This is a genomic window from Paenibacillus sp. FJAT-27812 (assembly GCF_001273905.1).
Classification (GTDB): domain Bacteria; phylum Bacillota; class Bacilli; order Paenibacillales; family Paenibacillaceae; genus Pristimantibacillus.
In genome coordinates this window covers 3982165-4001340 of record NZ_LIGH01000001.1, presented here as the reverse complement: position 1 = coordinate 4001340, position 19176 = coordinate 3982165, and the positions used below count along the sequence as shown (strand labels likewise).

The window sequence follows — 19176 nt, the reverse complement described above, 5'->3', positions numbered from 1 at the left end:
ACCCTCCATAATCCATTCTGTTATCCTTGTCCGATGACCGAGGCTTTACGCACGCCAGGCAGGCTGCGAAGCATATCGACCAGCGATGACAGTTCCCCGGAAAGCTGCGAAACATCGACGGAGATGACGACGTTAGCTAAGCCTTGCAGCGGAATGGTCTGATTCATCGTCAGCACATTGCCTTCCAAGCTTGCCACCGTGCTGAGCACGTTCGAGAGCACGCCCGAACGATGCTCCAAATCCATGGAAATCGTCGCGATACGTTCACGTTCCAGCTCATTTAGCGCATAGACGCCATCTTTATACTTATAAAAAGCGCTTCGACTAAGCCCAGCGCGCTCAACCGCTTCATGTACGGTTGCCGCTTCTCCTCGGCTAAGCATCTCTTTCACTTGTATCGTCTTCATAATCGCTTCCGGTAAAATGTCCTCCCGAACGACATAATAGCGTTTATTCACTATACGTCCTCCTCAAAAAGACAATTGTTCACCTATAGTGGACATTATATCGAAATATGCCGTTTGGAGCAATAGGCAAAATAAGAAAAGACGGCTTCCGCCGTCTTCGTTTCTTAATCTATGCGCTAACCGTTTGGATTGTAGTCGCTGCCCTCGAAAAATTCGAATGCGAAGTCGCCGATTTGTACCATATCGCCGTCTTTTGCGCCCATTTTGCGAAGCTCGGCATCGACGCCCATTTTGCGCATCGTACGCGCAAAGCGCATAACCGCATCATAGGAAGTCAAATTCATCCGCTTCATATATTTATCAATTCCTTCGCTGACGATAACGTAAACTTCATCTTCCTTATGAATCGTGAAGGTTGTTTCTTCACGCTTCTCATAAGTGTAGACCTTACGCTCAGCGACATCCTTAACGTCTTCGATCTCAACCTGCTCGGATACCGTATCAAGGACATCAGCCGCTTTGTACAGAAGCTCCTGAATACCTTGCTTCGTGAGCGAGGAAATAGGCAAAATCTCGTAATTGCGATCGCCGCTTACCTCTGCAAGCTGCTGCTTGAACAGCTCAAGCTGCTCCTCGGAATCCGGCATGTCCATTTTGTTTGCGGCAATAATTTGAGGACGGTCTGCCAGCTTCTCGTTGTAGAGAACCAGCTCCTCGTTGATTTTTACCCAATCTTCGAATGGATCGCGTCCTTCGGAAGCGGACATATCGATAACATGGATAATAACCCGAGTCCGTTCAACGTGGCGAAGAAACTCATGGCCGAGTCCAACGCCTTCATGCGCGCCTTCGATCAAGCCCGGCAAATCTGCCATTACGAAGCTGCGGCCATCTCCAACGTCAACAACGCCGAGATTTGGCGTAATCGTCGTGAAGTGATAAGCGCCAATTTTGGGCTTAGCCCCTGAAACGACAGATAGCAAGGTCGACTTGCCTACGCTTGGAAAGCCTACAAGACCAACATCCGCCATTACTTTAAGCTCAAGCACTACCCAGCGCTCTTGCCCTTCTTCACCATTCTCCGAAATATATGGAGCAGGGTTGTTTTGCGTTGCGAAGCGGATGTTGCCTCTTCCGCCTCTTCCGCCTTTTGCGATGACGATCTGCTGCCCGTGGCGCGTCATATCCGCGATGATTTCCTGCGTATCATCATCGACGATGACAGTGCCTGGCGGAATGCGAACGATCGTATCCTCCGCGCCAGCCCCGTGCATGCTTTTTACTTTTCCGCGCTCTCCGCGATTAGCCTTAAAATGCTTCTGATAGCGGAAATCCATCAATGTGCGAAGCCCTTCGTCAACTTGAAAAATCAAGTCGCCGCCGCGGCCGCCATCGCCGCCTGCTGGACCGCCTTGCTCTACGTATTTCTCGCGGCGAAACGATACGATACCATCGCCTCCGTCGCCGCCTTTTACAAATATCTTCGCTTTATCGACAAACATGTTGTGCCCCCGTTCATGCGCGCATTTCCGCCCTCAGCAGCACTTTTGCATACGGCTGCTCGAAGTTGATCGGCTGCATTGGCGCGCCTTCCAACTGCTGTTGTATTTTTTGCTTCCATTGCTGTTCGTTCATCAGCTCGCCATCATAATAGAAGGTTGCATACAGCGCTTCCTCATCTCTTGACAGCTCCAGCTTAAGAACGGCAGCATGACCATAGTTAGGCTTCGCCGCAAACCGATATGCGTTAATCGTATGAATGAGCGTTTCGGCTATTTGATCGGCATCTGCCGTTATTTCGTTTAAGTGAATATCGCCTTTTATATCCAGCTGCAGTTCCAGCGAGTTGGATATCGTACGAAACGATTGTATATAACTGATTAAGGATGGAACGCCAAGCTTGGATATGCTGCTCTCCACAGCCATCCGTTCACTTATTTTCTCCACATACTCAGCTGCTTTATCCAGCTTCTTGAGCCGAATGTAGCCAAACACCACTTGCAGATCGTTCATCCAGTCATGACGGTGATGATTGAGAGTCCGTATAGCAGAATTTTGCAACGATTGAATCGTTCGCGTAGTCCGCTCTGCATGCTCTTTCCGTTCCGTTCGTACAAAGTAAGTCGCAACAGCTATAAGCCAAACGAGAAAGACAGCAGTTAACCACACTTTAGCGGGCCAAATAAGTACAGCGGCACATGGCAATACAATCGTTGCCGCCGCGTAATATTTCGCCATTGTTAAGCGTCCCATCGATTAAACCTACTTTCTTCGTATTTCCTAGCTTATCCAGTATATCACGCGACAGTCCTACGGTCACCAGCCTTGACATAAAAAAGACCCGGCCAAGCGATGCAGGCCGGGTCTTGGTGCATATATAAGATTGTATTAAGCTTCTACTGCAGCAGCTACCGGAGCAAGAACAGCTGGATATACGCTCACTTTTTTGCGATCGCGTCCCCAACGTTCGAACTTCACTACGCCTTCTACTTTTGCATAAAGCGTATCGTCTTTCCCGATGCCTACGTTAGTACCTGGGTGAATTTTTGTTCCGCGTTGGCGAAACAAAATGCTTCCAGCGGATACGGTTTGACCGTCAGCACGTTTAGCGCCAAGGCGCTTCGACTGCGAGTCACGTCCGTTCTTCGTGGAACCAACACCTTTCTTCGAAGCGAAAAGCTGAAGATTCAGTTTCAACATAGTTATTCCCTCCTTCTTAAAGGTTTGTGGAGCAAACCTACTTCGTAAGCATAAGCTTTTAGGTTTGTGGAGCAAACCTGCTCGGAAGCATGAACATTAAGGTTTAAAAGAAAACCTACTTCAAAAGCTTACGCATTAAGAAGTTCATGAATGACGACATGCTTGCCGTATGATTTTGCGATAGTGTCAAGCATAACTGCCATCGATTCCAGCAGCAGCTGCATCCTGCTATCCGAAGCCTCGTCTGCGAGCGTCGGAATATCCGACGATAGCCAGCCGTTCTTCATCTTAGCGGGTAGCTCTTCTCCTGCCAAAGCTTCGATCGCGTTAACGGTACCGACCGAAATGGCCGATACGCCCGCGCAAACGATATCTTTGCCGGGCTTCGCATATTTAGCATGTCCTTCGACTGCAAAAGATACGATACGTCTGTCAGCGGCTCTTCGTACAAATGTAACGGTTATCATAGAAATTCCTCTTACGCTTGGATTTTCTCGATTGTTACTTTTGTGAACGGTTGACGATGACCTTGCTTACGACGATAGTTCTTTTTGGCTTTGTATTTGTAAACGATGATTTTTTGGCCTTTGCCTTGTTTCTCGACTTTGCCTGTTACTGTAGCGCCGGAAACAACCGGAGTTCCAGTTACAAGACCGTCACCTTTAGAAACCGCCAAAACACGATCAAACGTTACGCTCTCGCCTGCTTCAGAATCCAGTTTTTCGATGTAGATAACATCGCCTTCCTGAACTTTGTATTGCTTTCCGCCTGTTACGATGATTGCAAACATTGTTGGTGCACCTCCTTATTTTCGAAGACTCGCCTAATTCAGGTGGCCTGCCGCTTGCGCCGCAAACGCTTATTTACCCAATCGGAGCGGTACTTGTACATCTCATTCCTCACGAGGTACGAGACACACACCCAAAGAGTATACCACACTATGCAAGCTATATCAATTCTTCTACGAAGAAAAAATAATCTATTTAAGCAATTCGTTCCTTTTATTATGCGCTCCACAGCTCTCGCAGCGCTCCGTTAGCTGGCGGACCGCGTTCTCACGGGCTTTTTTTCGAGTCATCTCAATTAATCCGAGCTTCGTCCAGCCTAAAATCGTACATTTCGTTTGATCGTTGCGCGATCTCTCCGTCAGCCTTTGCATGACAAGCTCGCGATGTTCTTCCTGCTCCATATCGATAAAATCAATAATAATAATGCCGCCGACATCCCTTACCCGAAGCAATCTCGCAATCTCGTCCGCCGCTTCCATGTTCGTGCGAAATACCGTATCCTCAAGGCCGGAGGTGCCTGTAAACTTGCCTGTATTCACATCGATAACGGTAAGCGCCTCTGTCTCTTCCCATATGAGATAACCTCCGCTTACAAGCGGGATTTTTCGCTCGAACGCGCCCGTTACCTGCTCGGTCACCAGATACGCATCGAACAGAGACAAACCTTGCTTTTGCTTGTACGGCTTCAAGCGCTCGCGCAGCTGCGGGGTCATCTCATCCAGCAGTGCCGATGCTTCCTCGAACCTCGCCTCATCGTCGATCCATATTTCATCCATGTCGATCGTCAGCGTGTCGCGAACGGCGCGCCGCATTAGCCCTGCCTCTCGGTGCAGCTCGGACGGCGCATGCGCATGCTGGCTCCGCTCGGCAATGCCATGCCAGATTTCCCTCAGCTGCACGACGTCGGCAGACAAGGACAGCTCGCTTTCCCCTCCAGCCGCAGTGCGCAGTATAATGCCCTCCTCCTGCTCCCTGAGCTTCTCGCCGATCATTCGCAGGCGCGCTCGCTCGCCTTCCGTGCTGATTTTTTTGGAAACGCCCACATAATCAGCATTTGGCATATAGACTAGCCAGCGGCCGGGCAGCGTGAAATGCGTCGTCACGCGGGCGCCTTTGCCCCCCAAAGGCTCCTTCATCACCTGTACGATGAGCTCCTGCCCCGGCTTGATCAGCTCCTGAATAAGCGGCTTTTGCGCGGGCTGTTTTTCTAAATGCGGGTGAAGCAGCTCATCAATATACAAAAAAGCATTTTTGGTCAGCCCAACATCAACGAAAGCTGCCTGCATCCCAGGCAGCACATTCACGACTCGTCCTTTATAGACATTGCCAACCAAACTGCTTGCTTTTGTTTTCTCCATAAAAAATTCCACTAAGCGGCCATTTTCAAGTACAGCGGTTTGCAGCATCTCACCATGTACATGCATCAGCATTTGCTTCATTCCCGTTTATCACCTGCCAGTACGCTTTTCATCTATTTTAACTGAAAAGTTCCGACACTGCACGATTGGGATTTTTTTCGGACAAGCAGCCTTCGACAATTTTCTGTTCCGGCAGCACCTTTACTTCCTTGCTGCTTCCCTCTATCAAATAAATCAAATGGTATTGCTCCCTGCGAAACAACCTTGCAACGGAGAGAATCGACTGCTTGCCATTGACGATGATCGGGCTTGCGATATGCCCCCTTGTCAGCGCTTGAATCGATACGCGGTCGCGATACATGAGAAAACGGTAAAATAAAAAGGGAACGTTCCGATAATAAGTCCAATTGGTCATAATAAGAAATAGGCCAACGATGAGCAGATTAAGCTGAATGCCATCCTTATAGATTAGCCATGGGAGCAGCGCGCCAATAAGCATCATGACGCTAAATAACAGGCTGATTCGAGCTGACCATATGAGCATTTTATAATAATTGACGGTATAGCTCAGTGCTGCCTGAAGCAGCTTCCCGCCGTCAAGCGGATGAATAGGAAGCAGGTTAAATAAACCGATCATCAGGTTCGCCTTCCACACATACTCCGCCCACTCCGCGTCCCATATCCCCAGCTGTCCGCAGCCCCAAGCGGCAAGACCCATCCATACATTTTGCAGAGGGCCTGCAATCGCTACGATCGCTTCCTCCCTCGCAGGTACGCCCCCAGCCTCTTCCACCTCTACGACGCCGCCAAAAGGAAGCAGCTTTACTTCCCTTACCGTCCAGCCGAAGCTTAGCGCCATGACAACATGGCCGATTTCATGCACCAGCACGAGCAGGAACAACGTAAATAGCTCGGCAAAATATCCTGTCATGACCGATCCAAGCATTATGATGACAAAGAGCGGGTGGATCGACCATACGATGCCCTTCCATTTAATCAATCGGTATCACACCCACAGGATCGATATACAGCTCGTTTTGCTTCACTGCAAAATAAAGCAAGCTCGGCTGCGTGCCTTCCGCCTTCCGCAGATTGCCGATCGGATCACCCGCTTCTACCCAGTCATTCACCTGTACGTTCGTTTTCCCTAGCTGCCCATATATCGTTACGCGCTTGTTGGCATGTTGAATAATTACCGTTGAGCCCTTCTCGTTCTGATCGGTCATCAGCAGCACGCGGCCTGTCTCGGAAGCTACGACTTGCTCCTCGGATTTTCCTGCGAGCTCTATCCCGTTCAGCAGCTCGGCAAATGTGCGAACTAACAAGCCTCCTTGCAGCGGCGCTACGACTGGCAGCTTGACCGTGCCGTCTGCACCGACCGCGTCGGGTGTCTTGTCCTCAAAAATCGGAATAAAGGAAGGAGCGCCCGCGAACGTTTCCTTATACCAGGCGGCGGCAGCGGCAAAATCAATCTCGTCGGTAAGCGCCTGCTTGACCACGGCTTGTCCTTTTAGCGTATACTCCGTATCATATCGGAACATCGCCCATACTGCGCCAAATACCAATATAGCGATAACAAACTTCCATTTCAGCTCCTTGCGAAAAGGATGCTTGCCGCGTCCGAAGCGCGGATCTATTTTGTCCGTAAGGTCAGGCCCTTTAACATAACTTCTCTTATGGCTAAAACCGTTATCCTCGCCCCAGCTTGCCCAAGGATTCGGATTCGTTTTCCACACGACCTCAGGATCAAGCTCCATCTCTTCCCTCTCGTCCTGATGGAAATATTCATGCTTATAAGGGACAAGCGCTTCAGGGTCATGCTCCTTCATTTGGCCTGCTGTCGGTTGCCGATTTTGCTGGCTGTTCTTTTTCTGCTTATTGCGCTGGTTCATGTCATCCTTCATTTGCATCTCTAGTTCCTCCCCGCTTCCATCGTCGTTACGACAGCTTGTTCCTTAATAAATGGATATGTGGGGGATGAGACAAGTATGCGGGTATGCGGTATGATGGGCACAAAAAAAAGCCATCCTCATTTGGATGACCTTCCGTCTTGGAACCTTCTTCAACGCTCGCCTTATTTAATCGGCCAGCTCATATTTTTCTTGATGCGCCTTTATGCTGAACACGAGTCCGATAGACAGCATATTAAGCAGGAGAGAAGTTCCCCCGTAGCTTATAAACGGCAGCGTAATACCTGTGATCGGCATGATTCCAATCATCATCCCAATATTCTGGAACACTTGGAACACATACATGGATACAATTCCGATTACGATAAATGAGGCTCGCAAATCATAACATTTGAAAGCAATGATGATCATCCGATAAATAAGCAAGAAATACAGCAGCAGCAATATGGCGGCTCCTTGGAAGCCAAATTCCTCGCCGATGACGACAAAAATCGAATCAGAGTACGGATATGGAATGAAACCGCGATTTTTCATATCGCCCTGCATATATCCGTCGCCGTTTAAGCCGCCTGAGCCGATGGCGATTTGCGCATTATCCGATTGATGCTTATCGTCTGAATTGGCTAGATCCGGGTTAAGGAACGTGTTGATCCGCTTATGCCAGTGTCCCATTTCATGCTTGTTCAAGTAATCAAAGATTTCCTGATTGAAAGTATTAAATAAGGATACGAACAAAACTAATCCTACAACGACGACGCCAAGACCTGCAATAACATGCGAGTACTTCACATTCCCGATCCACAGCATCCCAAGTACGATAACGAGGTAAATGATTGCATTGCCTAGATCCGGTTGAATCATAACGAGCATGAACGGCAAAAAAGCGAATGCCGCTATCGGGATCAAATCCTGCGTTAACGTCAGCCGGTCGCCTTGGCGACGACCCATTAAGTGGGCGATTCCGATGATGAGTATGATTTTGACGATTTCTGCTGGTTGAAACGACATGCTCCCCAGCTGGAACCAGCCTCTCGCACCATTGATGACCGCGCCAAAAAAATAAACGAGAATCAGCATGGCAACGCCTACTCCGTAAAGAACGTGCCAGCTCTTCAGCACAATTCGGTAATCAAACAAGGTTGCCGCGATAGCGACGAAGAAGCCGATGCCGTAAAACAATAGCTGTTTTGTATCGGACCCTGAGTATTTCGGAAAATTTGCAGTGGCGCTATGGATAACAATTGTGCTGATAATCATGAGGAATATTAATATGATCAAGATTCCCCAATCCAGCTTTTTTAATTTGTTAAGCAAGTTGTAATCATCCTATTCCAAGGAACTTACGGAAACGCTTGAATGCTCCCGCCTTCTCATCGAGAAGCATGAGCGGAACCATATCGCCGAGTATGCGGCGCGCAATGTTCCGGTAGGCGATAGCGGCGCGCGAAGCCGGATTCATAACCGTCGGCTCTCCGCTGTTTGCAGCAGAAATTACTTTCTCATCATCAGGCACGATCCCAACCAGATCAACAGCTAAAACTTGACAAATTTCATCAATATCGAGCATCTCGCCGGTTTTCATCATATTTTGACGAATGCGGTTGATGATTAGCTTGCTAGGTATTTTCTCTTGCTCAAGCAAGCCGATGACACGGTCAGCATCACGCACTGCGGCGTTCTCAGGCGTCGTAATAACGATAGCCCGGTCAGCACCCGCAATCGCGTTGCGAAAGCCATGCTCGATTCCAGCGGGGCAATCGATAATGACATAGTCATGCTCCTTCTTAAGCTCCAAAATCATATTGCGAACCTGCTCAGGCGTTACGGAATCTTTATCCTTCGTCTGTGCGGCAGGCAGCATATATAGTTCGTCGAAGCGCTTGTCCTTCACGAGCGCTTGATTTAAACGGCAGCGGCCTTCGGCTACGTCTACCAGATCATAAATGATCCGGTTTTCCAGTCCCATAACCACGTCTAGATTGCGGAGTCCAATATCTGTATCAACCATACATACTTTCTTGCCAAGCAAAGCTAGCGCGGTACCCAGGTTTGCCGAGGTCGTCGTCTTGCCGACGCCGCCCTTTCCTGATGTCACAACAATCGCTTCTCCCATGTTCTACACTCCTTTAAACATTATAGGATTATGCCGTATGCGGAATAATTGCGCTAGCTTATCGATTTGCATTCGGCCATCGCTTAAGAAGGCGAATTCCATTGACGCGTCGCCGGTCATCCATTCCTCTGGCGGTCTGCTGATTACATCAGCAATACGAAGCTGTGTAGGCCGCATGAGCGATGTTGCAATAATCACATCTGTCCGCCCGCCTACGCCCGCATGAGCAGTGCCGCGCAAAGCCCCCAGCACATATATATCGCCCGTGCATATTAAAGTACCGCCTGGGTTCAAATCGCCGATTAAAAGTAAATCCCCATCATGCTCAAAGGTTTGGCCTGAGCGGATAATAGACGTGAGTACTTGCAGGTTAGGCTGCTGCCCTTGCTGTGAATCGACTTTAGGCGCTTCGGATTCAACGGATTGCACCATTAAATTCCCTTGCGACCTTATGACGTTTTTGATTCGATCCTTATCGTCATCCGTCACTTGCCTCGCGCCCAGCTTCACTTGAACATGAACAAGCGGGCCTGTGAGAAGCTGCTGATGCGTTTTTTCCAGCTTGTACTGCAGTTCGTCCAGAAGCGTCGCGAATTCACATTTATCGTCGAGAAGGAACACGAGACCTTCTTTTACGCCCTTAATTATAATATGCTGCTTATCGGTCACGTTCGTCCCTCCCCAACCTAATGGATTCTTGCTCCACCTAACAAATTCCTGCATGCATCCTTATTTTATTCCTCATCCTTCTCTGATTTCGCTTTTGACTGGCCTTCAAACAACTTTCTTACAGGCACGTAGCATGCGAGGGCAAACACCAGCTGAAGGAATAAACTAGGTAGGATGTAATCGATAAGTGCCCATGCGTAGCTCTCATTCGTAATCCGAAACACGCGGTAAATGAAATAAATAACGCTGTCATACAAGATGCAAGCAAAGCCGATAATCGAGATCGCCATCATGATCGTTGAACGGCGGCGCTCCAGTAGAACGCCCGTAAAATAACCCATTAAACCCATAATGAAAGCATTTATACCTAGCAAGTGGCCAAAATAGACAATGTCCTGCAGCAAACCGAAGCTTACTCCAAGCATTAGCGCTAAATGCCGTCTGCTGTAGAGTCCTGAGAAAATGACAATTACAAATACGAAGTGAGGAATGATCCGATGGCCGAAGCCAGCAGGAATGATCCATGGCATTACAGCTCCCTCCAAGATGAACAGGAGAACCATAAGCAGGATGATTCGGTTCATACTCATTGCTCGGTATCCTCCAATTCAGGAACTTGAACGACGAACACCTCAGTCAAATGATCAAAGCTCGCCGAGAGCTTAACCGATGCCGTATAGGTAAGGCCAAAATCGCCAAGCTGCTTCGATTCAACCGTTCCAACAATCAGTCCTCTTGGATAAACATTGCCATTACCCGATGTAATGACCGTATCTTGTATGTCCATTTTATCTTTCTCGGCAATCTTCGACATGATTACTCTGGATGATTCCTTGTTGTAGCTGCTTAAAATACCAAACGACTCTTCCTCGCGCCCCAAAATGGTAACGGCAATGGAATTGAACGTTGGCGATGCTTCATCAAGCTCTGTAATCGGTGTTACAGCTGCTGTAAGAGGCGTTACCGAACTAACAAGCCCGATCAAGCCATCGATGGTTGTTACTGCCATATTCGGCTTAATGCCATTTTTTGATCCCAAATTAATCGTTAACGTCCGATTGTTTGCATCGTTGCTGACGGATATGACCTGAGCGATCAAGTAATTATAATTATACATTTCCTTTTGCCGTTTCGTAAAAGACAGTTCTTCCTTGTACCTTTTGTTTTCATTCTCTATGAAGTTGTAGTTGACTTTATCCCGGGCATACGCCGCAGCCGTAATGCGAAGCTGCTCGTTCTCCTCATAAATGGTGCGCAAATTTCTAATATCCTCAAAGAAGCCCGCTATAGAACCAGCGGGCTTGTAAAACCATTGCTGCACAAACGCGGATGAATCTTTAAGAAACTTCTCCGGTAAAGACAATTCCTTGCGATCACTCAGTGAATAGCCGATGACCGCTATAAACAAAATAAACCCGATCATAAGCATAAACATGCGCTTATTTCGCATTAGCTTAAACAGCTCGATCACCTGCCCATTTCATATCCGTTTTCCCATTAAACGTTATTTAGCGTCTCGAACGAGATGAACTTCTAGCTTTGAACAAATGGATGTTGTCCAGTGAACGGCCTGTGCCGATCGCTACGCAGTCAAGCGGATTGTCCGCAACAATGACCGGCATGCCAGTCTCACGCTGCAGCAGCTTGTCCAAGTTGCGAAGCAAAGCGCCGCCGCCTGTCAGTACAATTCCCCGGTCCATAATGTCAGCAGAAAGCTCTGGCGGGCATTTCTCAAGCGTTACTTTAACGGCGTCAACAATGGCGTTAACCGTGTCTGCTAATGCTTCCGTGATCTCGTCAGATGTGATCGCAAGCGTCTTAGGCAAGCCCGATACGAGATCGCGGCCGCGAATTTCGATTGTTTCAGGACGGTCAAACGGCAGCGCAGAGCCGATTTCCATTTTCAGCTGCTCAGCAGTCCGCTCACCAATCATAAGATTGTATTGACGCTTGATGTACTGGATAACTGCTTCATCCATCTCATCGCCAGCTACTCGAATCGAACGTGCGGTAACGATACCGCCTAGCGAGATAACGGCAACCTCTGTCGTTCCGCCGCCGATATCAACAACCATGCTGCCTGTTGGCTCCCAAACCGGAAGATCAGCGCCAATAGCCGCCGCAAACGGTTCTTCGATCGTATAAGCCTCGCGTGCTCCCGCTTGCTTCGTCGCATCTTCAACCGCGCGTTTTTCAACCGCAGTAATGCCTGAAGGTACGCAAACCATAACATTTGGATGGCGCGGGAATAAAGAGCGCTGCTTCTGCGCTTGGCGAATGAAATATTTAATCATCGTTGCTGTCGTTTCGAAATCGGCGATAACGCCATCCTTCATTGGACGAACTGCTCGAATGTTGCCTGGCGTTCTACCGATCATCTTTTTGGCTTGCTCGCCTACTGCCTCGATTGTTTTTGTATCAGTACGAAGGGCAACCACAGACGGTTCCCTCACCACAATTCCTTTACCTTTAACGAATACAAGCGTATTAGCTGTTCCTAAGTCGATACCCAAATCTTTCGAAAAACCACCAAACATGTTCTTGCTCCCTTCTAATTGCCACATCACTTTATTATATTACATATAGCCTTGTTCCTTCAAACTAACGAACTGTCCGTCTCCGATAACTAAATGGTCAAGCAATTCTATTCCGACTAGCTGTCCGGCTTCAGCCAAACGCTCCGTTAATGCAATGTCCTCTGGACTTGGAGTAGGATCGCCGCTAGGGTGATTATGAACACAGATGATGGATGCGCTATTACGCTGAATAGCTGCACGAAATACTTCACGGGGATGTACGAGCGACGCATTGAGTGTCCCGACCGATAAGGTTTCACGAGCGATAATATGATTTTTGGTGTTTAGAAACAAACATACGAAGTGCTCCTTCTTCAAATACCGGAGCTCCTCCATCACATAATCAGCAGCATCCTGCGGCCTCTGAACGACAACCGCATCGCCAAGCCTGCTGCGAGTAATTCTTCTCCCAAGCTCTATGCCTGCGCGAAGCTGCAGCGCCTTGGCAGGACCAATGCCTCGTATAGCGGTCAACTCTTCCATGCTCATATCCATCAAATTGCGCAAACTTCCGCATTGCTTGAGCACAGCGCCCGCCAGATGTACGGCGGATTGGCTCTGTGTTCCTGTTCGCAGCAGTATGGCAAGCAATTCAGCATGGCTAAGAGCTTCTGCCCCATATTTCATCATGCGCTCTCTAGGACGTTCCTCATGGGGGACTTCACGCAAAATCATCGATCGCGATTCCATGTCCCAATTCCGCCTTTTCCAAAAAAATAGGGTTCAATGATATACTGCCTAATTCATGAAAAATAATCCGACGAATAGCTTTACGCTCACCGTTACATTACAGCAATGTCATAAGCAGCCAGCATGTCCGATAGCAGCGAAAGCGGCAAACCGACGACATTAAAATAACAGCCCTCGATTTGGTCAACAAGCGTTGATCCAAGGCCCTGAATGCCATAAGATCCTGCTTTGTCCCGCGGCTCGCCAGTAGCAACGTATCTTGCAATTTGCTCATCGCTCAATGATTTCATCTTCACTTTGGTCATCCGATGTGCAATCGATGCTTCTCCGCTTGGGGAGAGCACGCAGGCAATGCCTGTATACACCTCGTGAGTACGCCCTTGAAGCCGCCCTAGCATAACCTTCGCTTCCTCATCGTCAACCGGCTTGCCTAACACATCGCCATCTAGTACGACGATGGTGTCAGCACCAATTATTAGTGACGTCTCAACCGCCTGCTTTTGTTGCAGCATTTTTAATGCGGCATTAGCCTTGCGCAGGCTGAGCTGCTCTACGACTTGCTCCGGCGACCAGCTGGCCTCAATCGTTTCATCCGTATCAGTAGACAAAATATAAACCGGCAAAGAAAGGTCCAGCGATGCGACCAGTTCCTTCCGGCGCGGTGACGAAGAGGCCAGCACAAGCTGGCTTATCGCTTCGTTGCGTGATAGTTTTGATTCCATAAAATAATTGCTGCGCTCCTTCTTGCTTGTCTCCATTTTGCTTTGATCTTCGTTTTACATTTTACGGTACAGCCATATCGCAAGAATTGCACCAATCAAGCTGAACATGCTGATTTGTAGATGCAGCGACAGGTTGAAGCTGAGCACGTATAAATCAACAGCGGGAGACCATGTTGCTTCAATCGGTTTCGTCAAAAATGAGATGCCTGAGACTGGTGCGAGCCACCTCGCTACTAGAGCGCCGGCCAGCAATCCAATTATGATAAAAATGAGAAGAAACCAGCCGTTTTTCTTCATCTTTCAACGCCTCTCGCCATGAAATGACACCTACGTCCATTATACGCATGAACCTATTCGTTTACAATGCGCTGATGGAATCAAACCATTCTTTTTGGGAAATGATCGCCTTCATAAGCTGCGATTGAACCGACCATAAATAAGCGCGCGAAGGTTTTTTATCATATTCGATCATCGATTTTGCCGCTGTATTAATCGCTTGAGTAACCTTATCGAAATAGGCCTTGCCTGCCGCATCTTCTATACCTATTCGCATCGCTGCTGCATTTTCAGTCCATTTCTGATGTTCTGCCTGCCATGTCGCAGCGGCGGACTCGCTAAGCGAGGACAATGCGGGCTGCTCCAGCTGCGCGATTGTCAATTCATCCAACATTTGGACGATTTCTTTGGTCTTTGCGAAGAAGCTCTGCGCTGTGGCTTGCTCACCTTTAAAAGGCATTTTACCCGGAGTCGTTAAACTTACCTCCTTAATGTACAGATCCATATCAGGCATTTGCCCGCGGATCGTCTGTGCCTTTGCCTTATCCCCGCCCATGCCCGCATATACGCGGTAGTCGGATGCGCTTGTTAACGCAGCGCCGGCAAGTCCCTTCTCTGCCAACTGAGCCATTGCGGCGTCCCTGCCTTCCGTATTGCTGAAAACGCCAAACTGCAGCATAAAATACGTTTGGTCCAGTCCTTCGAGGCTGACCATCGCCAAATTCGGGTCCGGTTTTGCAGCGGGATTATTATCGGTAACAGGCTTCGTTCCTTCACCTTTGGTACCAGTACCTGCATTACCGGCTTTGTCGCCGGCTGCTTCACCTGTAATTTCATTGCCGGTAACAGGCAGCGATTGCGGCTTGCCGCCTGCTCCTCCGGGCCAAATGCTTGCCCCCGTAAATAAAGACAACAGCAAATAGCCGAACAACGCCCCCGTAGCGAGCGCTGCCGCAACCGACAAAAACACATTAAACCAAGAAGGCGCTCCTGATCTGCGCTTCATTCGCGTATAGTTCGGCTTATTTCTTCTTGGCTCGTCGTACTCTTCGTGCATATTGTCGTAGCGGTGAGCCTGCCCTCGAACAGCCTCCTCTTGAAAAAAGCGTTCCTCTTCGTCAACATCGTCTTCTTCCGGTTGAACAGGAGCCACGGGAGCCTCCATAACGATTGGCTTTGCGACTTTTAGTTTCTCTTTTGGCATAGGCTCTTTTGTATGGACAGTAGGGATAGGCCTAGTATCGGACTCTCTTATGAGCTGCTCCAAAGCACTGATATCCTCTTGGAACGGACTGTTCCAAGGGTTGATCTCGCTGCTGGCTTGCTGCTCCGTGTAAGGATAAAGCGGTATAACGTTCTTTTTAGCCGATTTATTGGCAGTGCTGTTATCGTTAGTTTGAGAGGAAGCGCTATTCGATGGAGCATCATCGTGGTCGTCAGCAGTGCGGTTCTCATTGTTAATAGACTGTCCGTTGCGGTCAAAACGATAAGTGATTCGGTTTTTTTGATTCATAACATTCACTCCTTGTCCCGTTCATCTAGTAATACTCTATGAGAGTTTTAAGAGATTTAGACCGGGAGGCTTTGAGGTTCATGCCCAACCTTTTAAAAGCGTTTTGAATCCTCTCAGCCCAAGGCTTCTTGGCTGCGTTTGAGTAAATGAGGAAAATATTAGATTAATTACATATTGTGGATAAAAAATCGATGAGCGGTCAAGCCTGTATCCAGACTCATCAGGAGTCATTCAGCGGTTCCCTGCAACACTAACCGAGTTTCGTACATTGCACTTTGTGCAATAGAAAGCTGACATAGCAGTCCGAATGAGAAGCTACGCTGTAAAAAATGCAGTGGAAATAGCCCTAAGGTAGAAACCGAGCGGACTGCGGCGATTTCTGTTGCAGAAACTGCAACGTAGCATTGAAATTAGCCGGTAGTGGACCCTTACATTGTACAAATTGCAGTAGAAATCCGGATACCTCCACTAAACGTGGAGTTTTGATCATAAGAGGATATGTGTTGAAAAAATAGTGTGGGGGCGATTGGGATGCGAGTTAGTTGAGCGGTATGGGTTACTTGAATTTTATCTAATTAGAACAGGCTGCTAATCCTATCGTTGCCCAATCAAAAAATGCCCGCCGATTCCAAAGGAACCAACAGGCATTTTGCACTTAGTGGGCTGCTTTGAGCGATTTGGCTAGCGAGTCCGCTACCTTCCAAATGTCGCCTGCTCCCATCGTGATGACAAGGTCGCCTGGTGCGACTCGTTCAGTCAAATAAGCGAGCACTTCCTCTTTCGTTGGGAAATACTCGGTGTTCGCGTTGCTGTTGCTCTTGATCAGCTCAACCAGCTTATGCGAGTTTACTCCTTCGATTTCAAGCTCGCCGGCAGGTGAGTAAATATCGGTGATGATCACCTGATCTGCCTCAGGAAATGCGCGGCTAAACTGATCGAATAAGAAAAACGTCCGCGTATAGCGCTGCGGCTGGAATACCGCAATAATGCGTTTCCCTGTCGCTTTAGCCGCGCTGATCGTCGCTCTGATCTCCGTCGGGTGATGGGCATAGTCATCAATGACCAAAATATCATTAACTTCTCCAAGCACCTGGAAGCGGCGTTTAGCGCCTCTAAACGACTGAATCGCCACCGCGATTTTATCGAAGGACAAGCCCGCTTCTAGACAAGTAATAATCGTGGCCATCGCATTATACACGTTATGGAGCCCCGGAACAGACAACTCCACATCGCCAAGCGACTCGCCGTTATGCGTCATTGCGAAGGATACCTTACGGTCGCCAAGCACAATGTTTTGAGCTTTATATTGCGCATCGCCGTCAATGCCGTAGGTGACAAGCTGCGATGCATCGAAATTGCCTTTGTACACTTGCGGTATCAGTTCGTTAACCGTCTCGTCATCCGCGCAAACAATTGCTTTGCCGCCCTCTTTCACCTGCTGCAAAAACTGGACGTAGGCAGCCTTCAGCTTGCCGAAATCGCCGTCATAATTTTCAAGATGATCCGGCTCGATATTCGTTACGATAGCTAGCGTCGGGTGGTAATGCAGGAACGACCCGTCACTCTCATCCGCTTCCGCAACGACATACTCGCCTTTACCCGCTTTAGCGTTAGTGCCTACATTAACGATCTCCCCGCCGATAATATAGGTAGGGTCCGCATCGCAGGATTCCATAACAAGCGCGATCATGGAAGACGTCGTCGTCTTGCCATGTGCGCCGGCTACTGCGATTCCTTTGCCTGCGTTCATCAATCTAGCCAACATTTGCGAACGATGCAAAACGGGAATGTTAAGCTCCTCTGCCGCTTTCCGTTCTACATTATCCTTTGAAAGCGCAGTCGAATAAACGACCAGGTCCGCTCCCTTTACATGCTCCGGCTGATGACCGATATAGATGCTGGCACCATTTGCAGCAAGCTTCTCTGTTAATTCTTGACGCGCGACATCGGATCCAGTCACCTTATAGCCCATTTCCAGCATGACGCGGGCAATGGCACTCATTCCGTAACCGCCGATTCCGATGAAATGAACGTGTTCTGCCGTATTCAAAGACGGTTCACCAACCTTTTTCAGAATCCGAGTTATACAAGATGCGGGAGCGAACGTCAGCTATTAAATAAAGCGTGCCTGTCACGACCCCAAGGTCTGTTTCCCCGGTTAACTGTTGTAGTTTTTGTAATGCATGTTGCCAATTCTGTTCTACTACCAGCTCGAAAGAGTACTCATCAGGCTGTTTTTCCCGCATTTCCTGTATTAACTCGGCCAAGGCGGGTGCTTCTTTTTTCATCCGAAAATCAGGCTCGGTCACAATAAGCGTATCCACTATTGGTAGTATATGCTTAAGAACATCCTGATGATTCTTATTCTCCAGCATACCCATCATAAGATGCAAACGATCATACTTATACGTTGTTTTTAACGCATCGGCAAGCGATTCTGCACCTTCCGGGTTGTGGGCGCCATCGATCAGTATCCGAGGTTCCTTGGAAACCATTTCGAGACGGCCCGGCCAAGCCGCAGTCCGCAGCCCTTCCGCCAAAATGTCGTCCTCCACCACAAGCGCATTGTATTGACGCAGCACCTCTAGCGTCATTACCGCCACAGCAGCGTTCATCCGTTGATGAGCCCCGTTAAGCGTAATCGTAAGCGGCTCAATGCTCCGGAACAAATTGTTGAAAGCGAAGGTTTGCTCATCCTCACGAACCGACAGCGCCGTTTCATGGAACTGCTCGCCGAGCAAATACAACGTACTTTTCTTCTCGGCTGCGACTCTTTTAATTACCTCGATCGCTTCAGGCTGGGTTACCGCGCTGACTACCGGAATGCCTGCTTTAATAATGCCAGCCTTCTCGCTGGCAACGGCAGCGATCGTGTCGCCAAGCCGGTCCATATGATCATGGCCGATATTCGTAATGACGGAGACGACCGGATGCACGATATTCGTAACGTCAAGCCGGCCGCCAAGTCCTGTCTCCCACACGACATAATCGGGATAAGTAACCTTCGCGTAAAAAAGAATGGCAAGCGCCGTAGACACCTCGAACATCGTCGGCGAACCAAGCTCCGTCTCTGCAATGGCTTCGACATGAGGCTTGAGATCATTGGCGAGCTTTAACAGCGTCTCTTCTTCAATATCGATCCCGTTGTACTGAAACCGGTTCGTAAACTTGGTGATATAAGGCGATGTAAAGGTTCCTACATCATACCCGGCACGAAGCAGCACGCTTGTTAAATAAGCGGAAGTGGACCCTTTGCCATTCGTTCCGGCAATATGAATAAATTTCAATCTGCGATGTGGATGATCAAGCATCTCCATCAGCTTCTCGACCCGGTCAAGACCAGGTCGGATGCCAAAGGGAATAAGCCCCGTAATCCAATCTACCGCTTCTTTATAGGATTGCAGCGGCCCTGCCGGCCGCTGCTCTATATTATGCTCTGTCATACTATTCGAAC

The 19176-nt window shown here is 48.7% G+C and carries 21 protein-coding genes and 1 other annotated feature; all 21 genes read right to left on the bottom strand.

Annotated elements, in window-relative coordinates:
• Positions 1 to 20: 20 nt before the first annotated feature.
• The 21 genes from ADU23_RS16925 to ADU23_RS16825 all read right to left on the bottom strand — a co-directional run bounded on the left by ADU23_RS16925 (position 21) and on the right by ADU23_RS16825 (position 19165).
• A complete protein-coding gene (locus ADU23_RS16925) occupies positions 21 to 458 on the bottom strand; it encodes an ACT domain-containing protein (protein ID WP_053374803.1) in 438 nt (145 codons plus the stop codon).
• Between the two features lie 125 nt (positions 459 to 583).
• Entirely contained in the window at positions 584 to 1909 is a 1326-nt protein-coding gene (gene obgE / locus ADU23_RS16920) for a GTPase ObgE (protein WP_053374802.1), read from the bottom strand.
• A 13-nt stretch (positions 1910 to 1922) separates the two neighbouring features.
• The gene (locus ADU23_RS16915; protein ID WP_053374801.1) at positions 1923 to 2645 is read right to left on the bottom strand and encodes a Spo0B domain-containing protein; all 723 of its coding nucleotides are present in this window, start codon (positions 2643 to 2645) and stop codon (positions 1923 to 1925) included.
• Positions 2646 to 2795: 150 nt separating this feature from the next.
• Positions 2796 to 3107, bottom strand: a complete 312-nt coding sequence (gene rpmA, locus ADU23_RS16910; RefSeq protein WP_053374800.1) for a 50S ribosomal protein L27 — start codon at positions 3105 to 3107, stop codon at positions 2796 to 2798.
• Positions 3108 to 3235: 128 nt separating this feature from the next.
• Positions 3236 to 3574, bottom strand: coding sequence for a ribosomal-processing cysteine protease Prp (locus tag ADU23_RS16905; protein WP_053374799.1), 339 nt, complete (start codon positions 3572 to 3574; stop codon positions 3236 to 3238).
• Between the two features lie 11 nt (positions 3575 to 3585).
• Positions 3586 to 3897, bottom strand: a complete 312-nt coding sequence (gene rplU, locus ADU23_RS16900; RefSeq protein WP_053374798.1) for a 50S ribosomal protein L21 — start codon at positions 3895 to 3897, stop codon at positions 3586 to 3588.
• Positions 3898 to 3912: 15 nt separating this feature from the next.
• Positions 3913 to 4002 (bottom strand) — a sequence feature (ribosomal protein L21 leader region).
• A gap of 84 nt (positions 4003 to 4086) precedes the next feature.
• Positions 4087 to 5334, bottom strand: a complete 1248-nt coding sequence (locus ADU23_RS16895; RefSeq protein ID WP_053374797.1) for an Rne/Rng family ribonuclease — start codon at positions 5332 to 5334, stop codon at positions 4087 to 4089.
• Positions 5335 to 5371: 37 nt separating this feature from the next.
• Entirely contained in the window at positions 5372 to 6253 is an 882-nt protein-coding gene (locus tag ADU23_RS16890) for a M50 family metallopeptidase (protein WP_053374796.1), read from the bottom strand.
• Positions 6246 to 7163 (bottom strand): M23 family metallopeptidase, encoded by a 918-nt coding sequence (locus tag ADU23_RS16885; protein WP_053374795.1) that lies wholly within the window; start codon positions 7161 to 7163, stop codon positions 6246 to 6248. The genes ADU23_RS16890 and ADU23_RS16885 overlap by 8 nt, the downstream gene beginning before the upstream one ends.
• Positions 7164 to 7331: 168 nt before the next feature.
• Entirely contained in the window at positions 7332 to 8477 is a 1146-nt protein-coding gene (locus ADU23_RS16880) for an FtsW/RodA/SpoVE family cell cycle protein (RefSeq protein ID WP_053374794.1), read from the bottom strand.
• Positions 8478 to 8484: 7 nt separating this feature from the next.
• Complete coding sequence (minD, locus tag ADU23_RS16875; RefSeq protein WP_053374793.1) at positions 8485 to 9276, bottom strand: septum site-determining protein MinD; 792 nt, start codon at positions 9274 to 9276, stop codon at positions 8485 to 8487.
• A 3-nt stretch (positions 9277 to 9279) separates the two neighbouring features.
• Positions 9280 to 9945, bottom strand: a complete 666-nt coding sequence (locus tag ADU23_RS16870) for a septum site-determining protein MinC (protein WP_053374792.1) — start codon at positions 9943 to 9945, stop codon at positions 9280 to 9282.
• 65 nt (positions 9946 to 10010) lie between these two features.
• Entirely contained in the window at positions 10011 to 10535 is a 525-nt protein-coding gene (mreD, locus tag ADU23_RS16865) for a rod shape-determining protein MreD (protein ID WP_053374791.1), read from the bottom strand.
• Positions 10532 to 11395 (bottom strand): rod shape-determining protein MreC, encoded by an 864-nt coding sequence (gene mreC / locus ADU23_RS16860; protein ID WP_053377680.1) that lies wholly within the window; start codon positions 11393 to 11395, stop codon positions 10532 to 10534. Before mreC ends, mreD begins: the two co-directional genes overlap by 4 nt.
• Positions 11396 to 11453: 58 nt before the next feature.
• Positions 11454 to 12482, bottom strand: a complete 1029-nt coding sequence (locus ADU23_RS16855) for a rod shape-determining protein (protein ID WP_053374790.1) — start codon at positions 12480 to 12482, stop codon at positions 11454 to 11456.
• Between the two features lie 39 nt (positions 12483 to 12521).
• The gene (gene radC / locus ADU23_RS16850) at positions 12522 to 13211 is read right to left on the bottom strand and encodes a RadC family protein (protein ID WP_053374789.1); all 690 of its coding nucleotides are present in this window, start codon (positions 13209 to 13211) and stop codon (positions 12522 to 12524) included.
• A 92-nt stretch (positions 13212 to 13303) separates the two neighbouring features.
• Complete coding sequence (locus ADU23_RS16845) at positions 13304 to 13933, bottom strand: Maf family protein (protein WP_053377679.1); 630 nt, start codon at positions 13931 to 13933, stop codon at positions 13304 to 13306.
• 54 nt (positions 13934 to 13987) lie between these two features.
• Positions 13988 to 14230 carry a DUF4321 domain-containing protein gene (locus ADU23_RS16840; protein ID WP_053374788.1) on the bottom strand — a complete coding sequence of 81 codons (243 nt, stop codon included), beginning with the start codon at positions 14228 to 14230 and terminating at the stop codon, positions 13988 to 13990.
• Positions 14231 to 14291: 61 nt separating this feature from the next.
• Complete coding sequence (locus ADU23_RS16835) at positions 14292 to 15722, bottom strand: SPOR domain-containing protein (protein ID WP_053374787.1); 1431 nt, start codon at positions 15720 to 15722, stop codon at positions 14292 to 14294.
• 655 nt (positions 15723 to 16377) lie between these two features.
• Positions 16378 to 17772, bottom strand: a complete 1395-nt coding sequence (gene murC, locus ADU23_RS16830) for a UDP-N-acetylmuramate--L-alanine ligase (RefSeq protein WP_053374786.1) — start codon at positions 17770 to 17772, stop codon at positions 16378 to 16380.
• Positions 17773 to 17779: 7 nt separating this feature from the next.
• The gene (locus tag ADU23_RS16825) at positions 17780 to 19165 is read right to left on the bottom strand and encodes a bifunctional folylpolyglutamate synthase/dihydrofolate synthase (RefSeq protein WP_053374785.1); all 1386 of its coding nucleotides are present in this window, start codon (positions 19163 to 19165) and stop codon (positions 17780 to 17782) included.
• Positions 19166 to 19176: the final 11 nt, after the last annotated feature.

Coding starts and splice junctions, on each gene's coding strand:
- mreC (WP_053377680.1), bottom strand. CDS start 11,395: ATGCGAAATAAGCGCATGTTTATGCTTATGATCGGGTTTATTTTGTTT.
- ADU23_RS16895 (WP_053374797.1), bottom strand. CDS start 5,334: ATGAAGCAAATGCTGATGCATGTACATGGTGAGATGCTGCAAACCGCT.
- rplU (WP_053374798.1), bottom strand. CDS start 3,897: ATGTTTGCAATCATCGTAACAGGCGGAAAGCAATACAAAGTTCAGGAA.
- ADU23_RS16855 (WP_053374790.1), bottom strand. CDS start 12,482: ATGTTTGGTGGTTTTTCGAAAGATTTGGGTATCGACTTAGGAACAGCT.
- ADU23_RS16915 (WP_053374801.1), bottom strand. CDS start 2,645: ATGGCGAAATATTACGCGGCGGCAACGATTGTATTGCCATGTGCCGCT.
- rpmA (WP_053374800.1), bottom strand. CDS start 3,107: ATGTTGAAACTGAATCTTCAGCTTTTCGCTTCGAAGAAAGGTGTTGGT.
- mreD (WP_053374791.1), bottom strand. CDS start 10,535: ATGAGTATGAACCGAATCATCCTGCTTATGGTTCTCCTGTTCATCTTG.
- minD (WP_053374793.1), bottom strand. CDS start 9,276: ATGGGAGAAGCGATTGTTGTGACATCAGGAAAGGGCGGCGTCGGCAAG.
- ADU23_RS16825 (WP_053374785.1), bottom strand. CDS start 19,165: ATGACAGAGCATAATATAGAGCAGCGGCCGGCAGGGCCGCTGCAATCC.
- ADU23_RS16905 (WP_053374799.1), bottom strand. CDS start 3,574: ATGATAACCGTTACATTTGTACGAAGAGCCGCTGACAGACGTATCGTA.
- radC (WP_053374789.1), bottom strand. CDS start 13,211: ATGGAATCGCGATCGATGATTTTGCGTGAAGTCCCCCATGAGGAACGT.
- obgE (WP_053374802.1), bottom strand. CDS start 1,909: ATGTTTGTCGATAAAGCGAAGATATTTGTAAAAGGCGGCGACGGAGGC.
- ADU23_RS16885 (WP_053374795.1), bottom strand. CDS start 7,163: ATGCAAATGAAGGATGACATGAACCAGCGCAATAAGCAGAAAAAGAAC.
- ADU23_RS16835 (WP_053374787.1), bottom strand. CDS start 15,722: ATGAATCAAAAAAACCGAATCACTTATCGTTTTGACCGCAACGGACAG.
- ADU23_RS16845 (WP_053377679.1), bottom strand. CDS start 13,933: ATGGAATCAAAACTATCACGCAACGAAGCGATAAGCCAGCTTGTGCTG.
- ADU23_RS16840 (WP_053374788.1), bottom strand. CDS start 14,230: ATGAAGAAAAACGGCTGGTTTCTTCTCATTTTTATCATAATTGGATTG.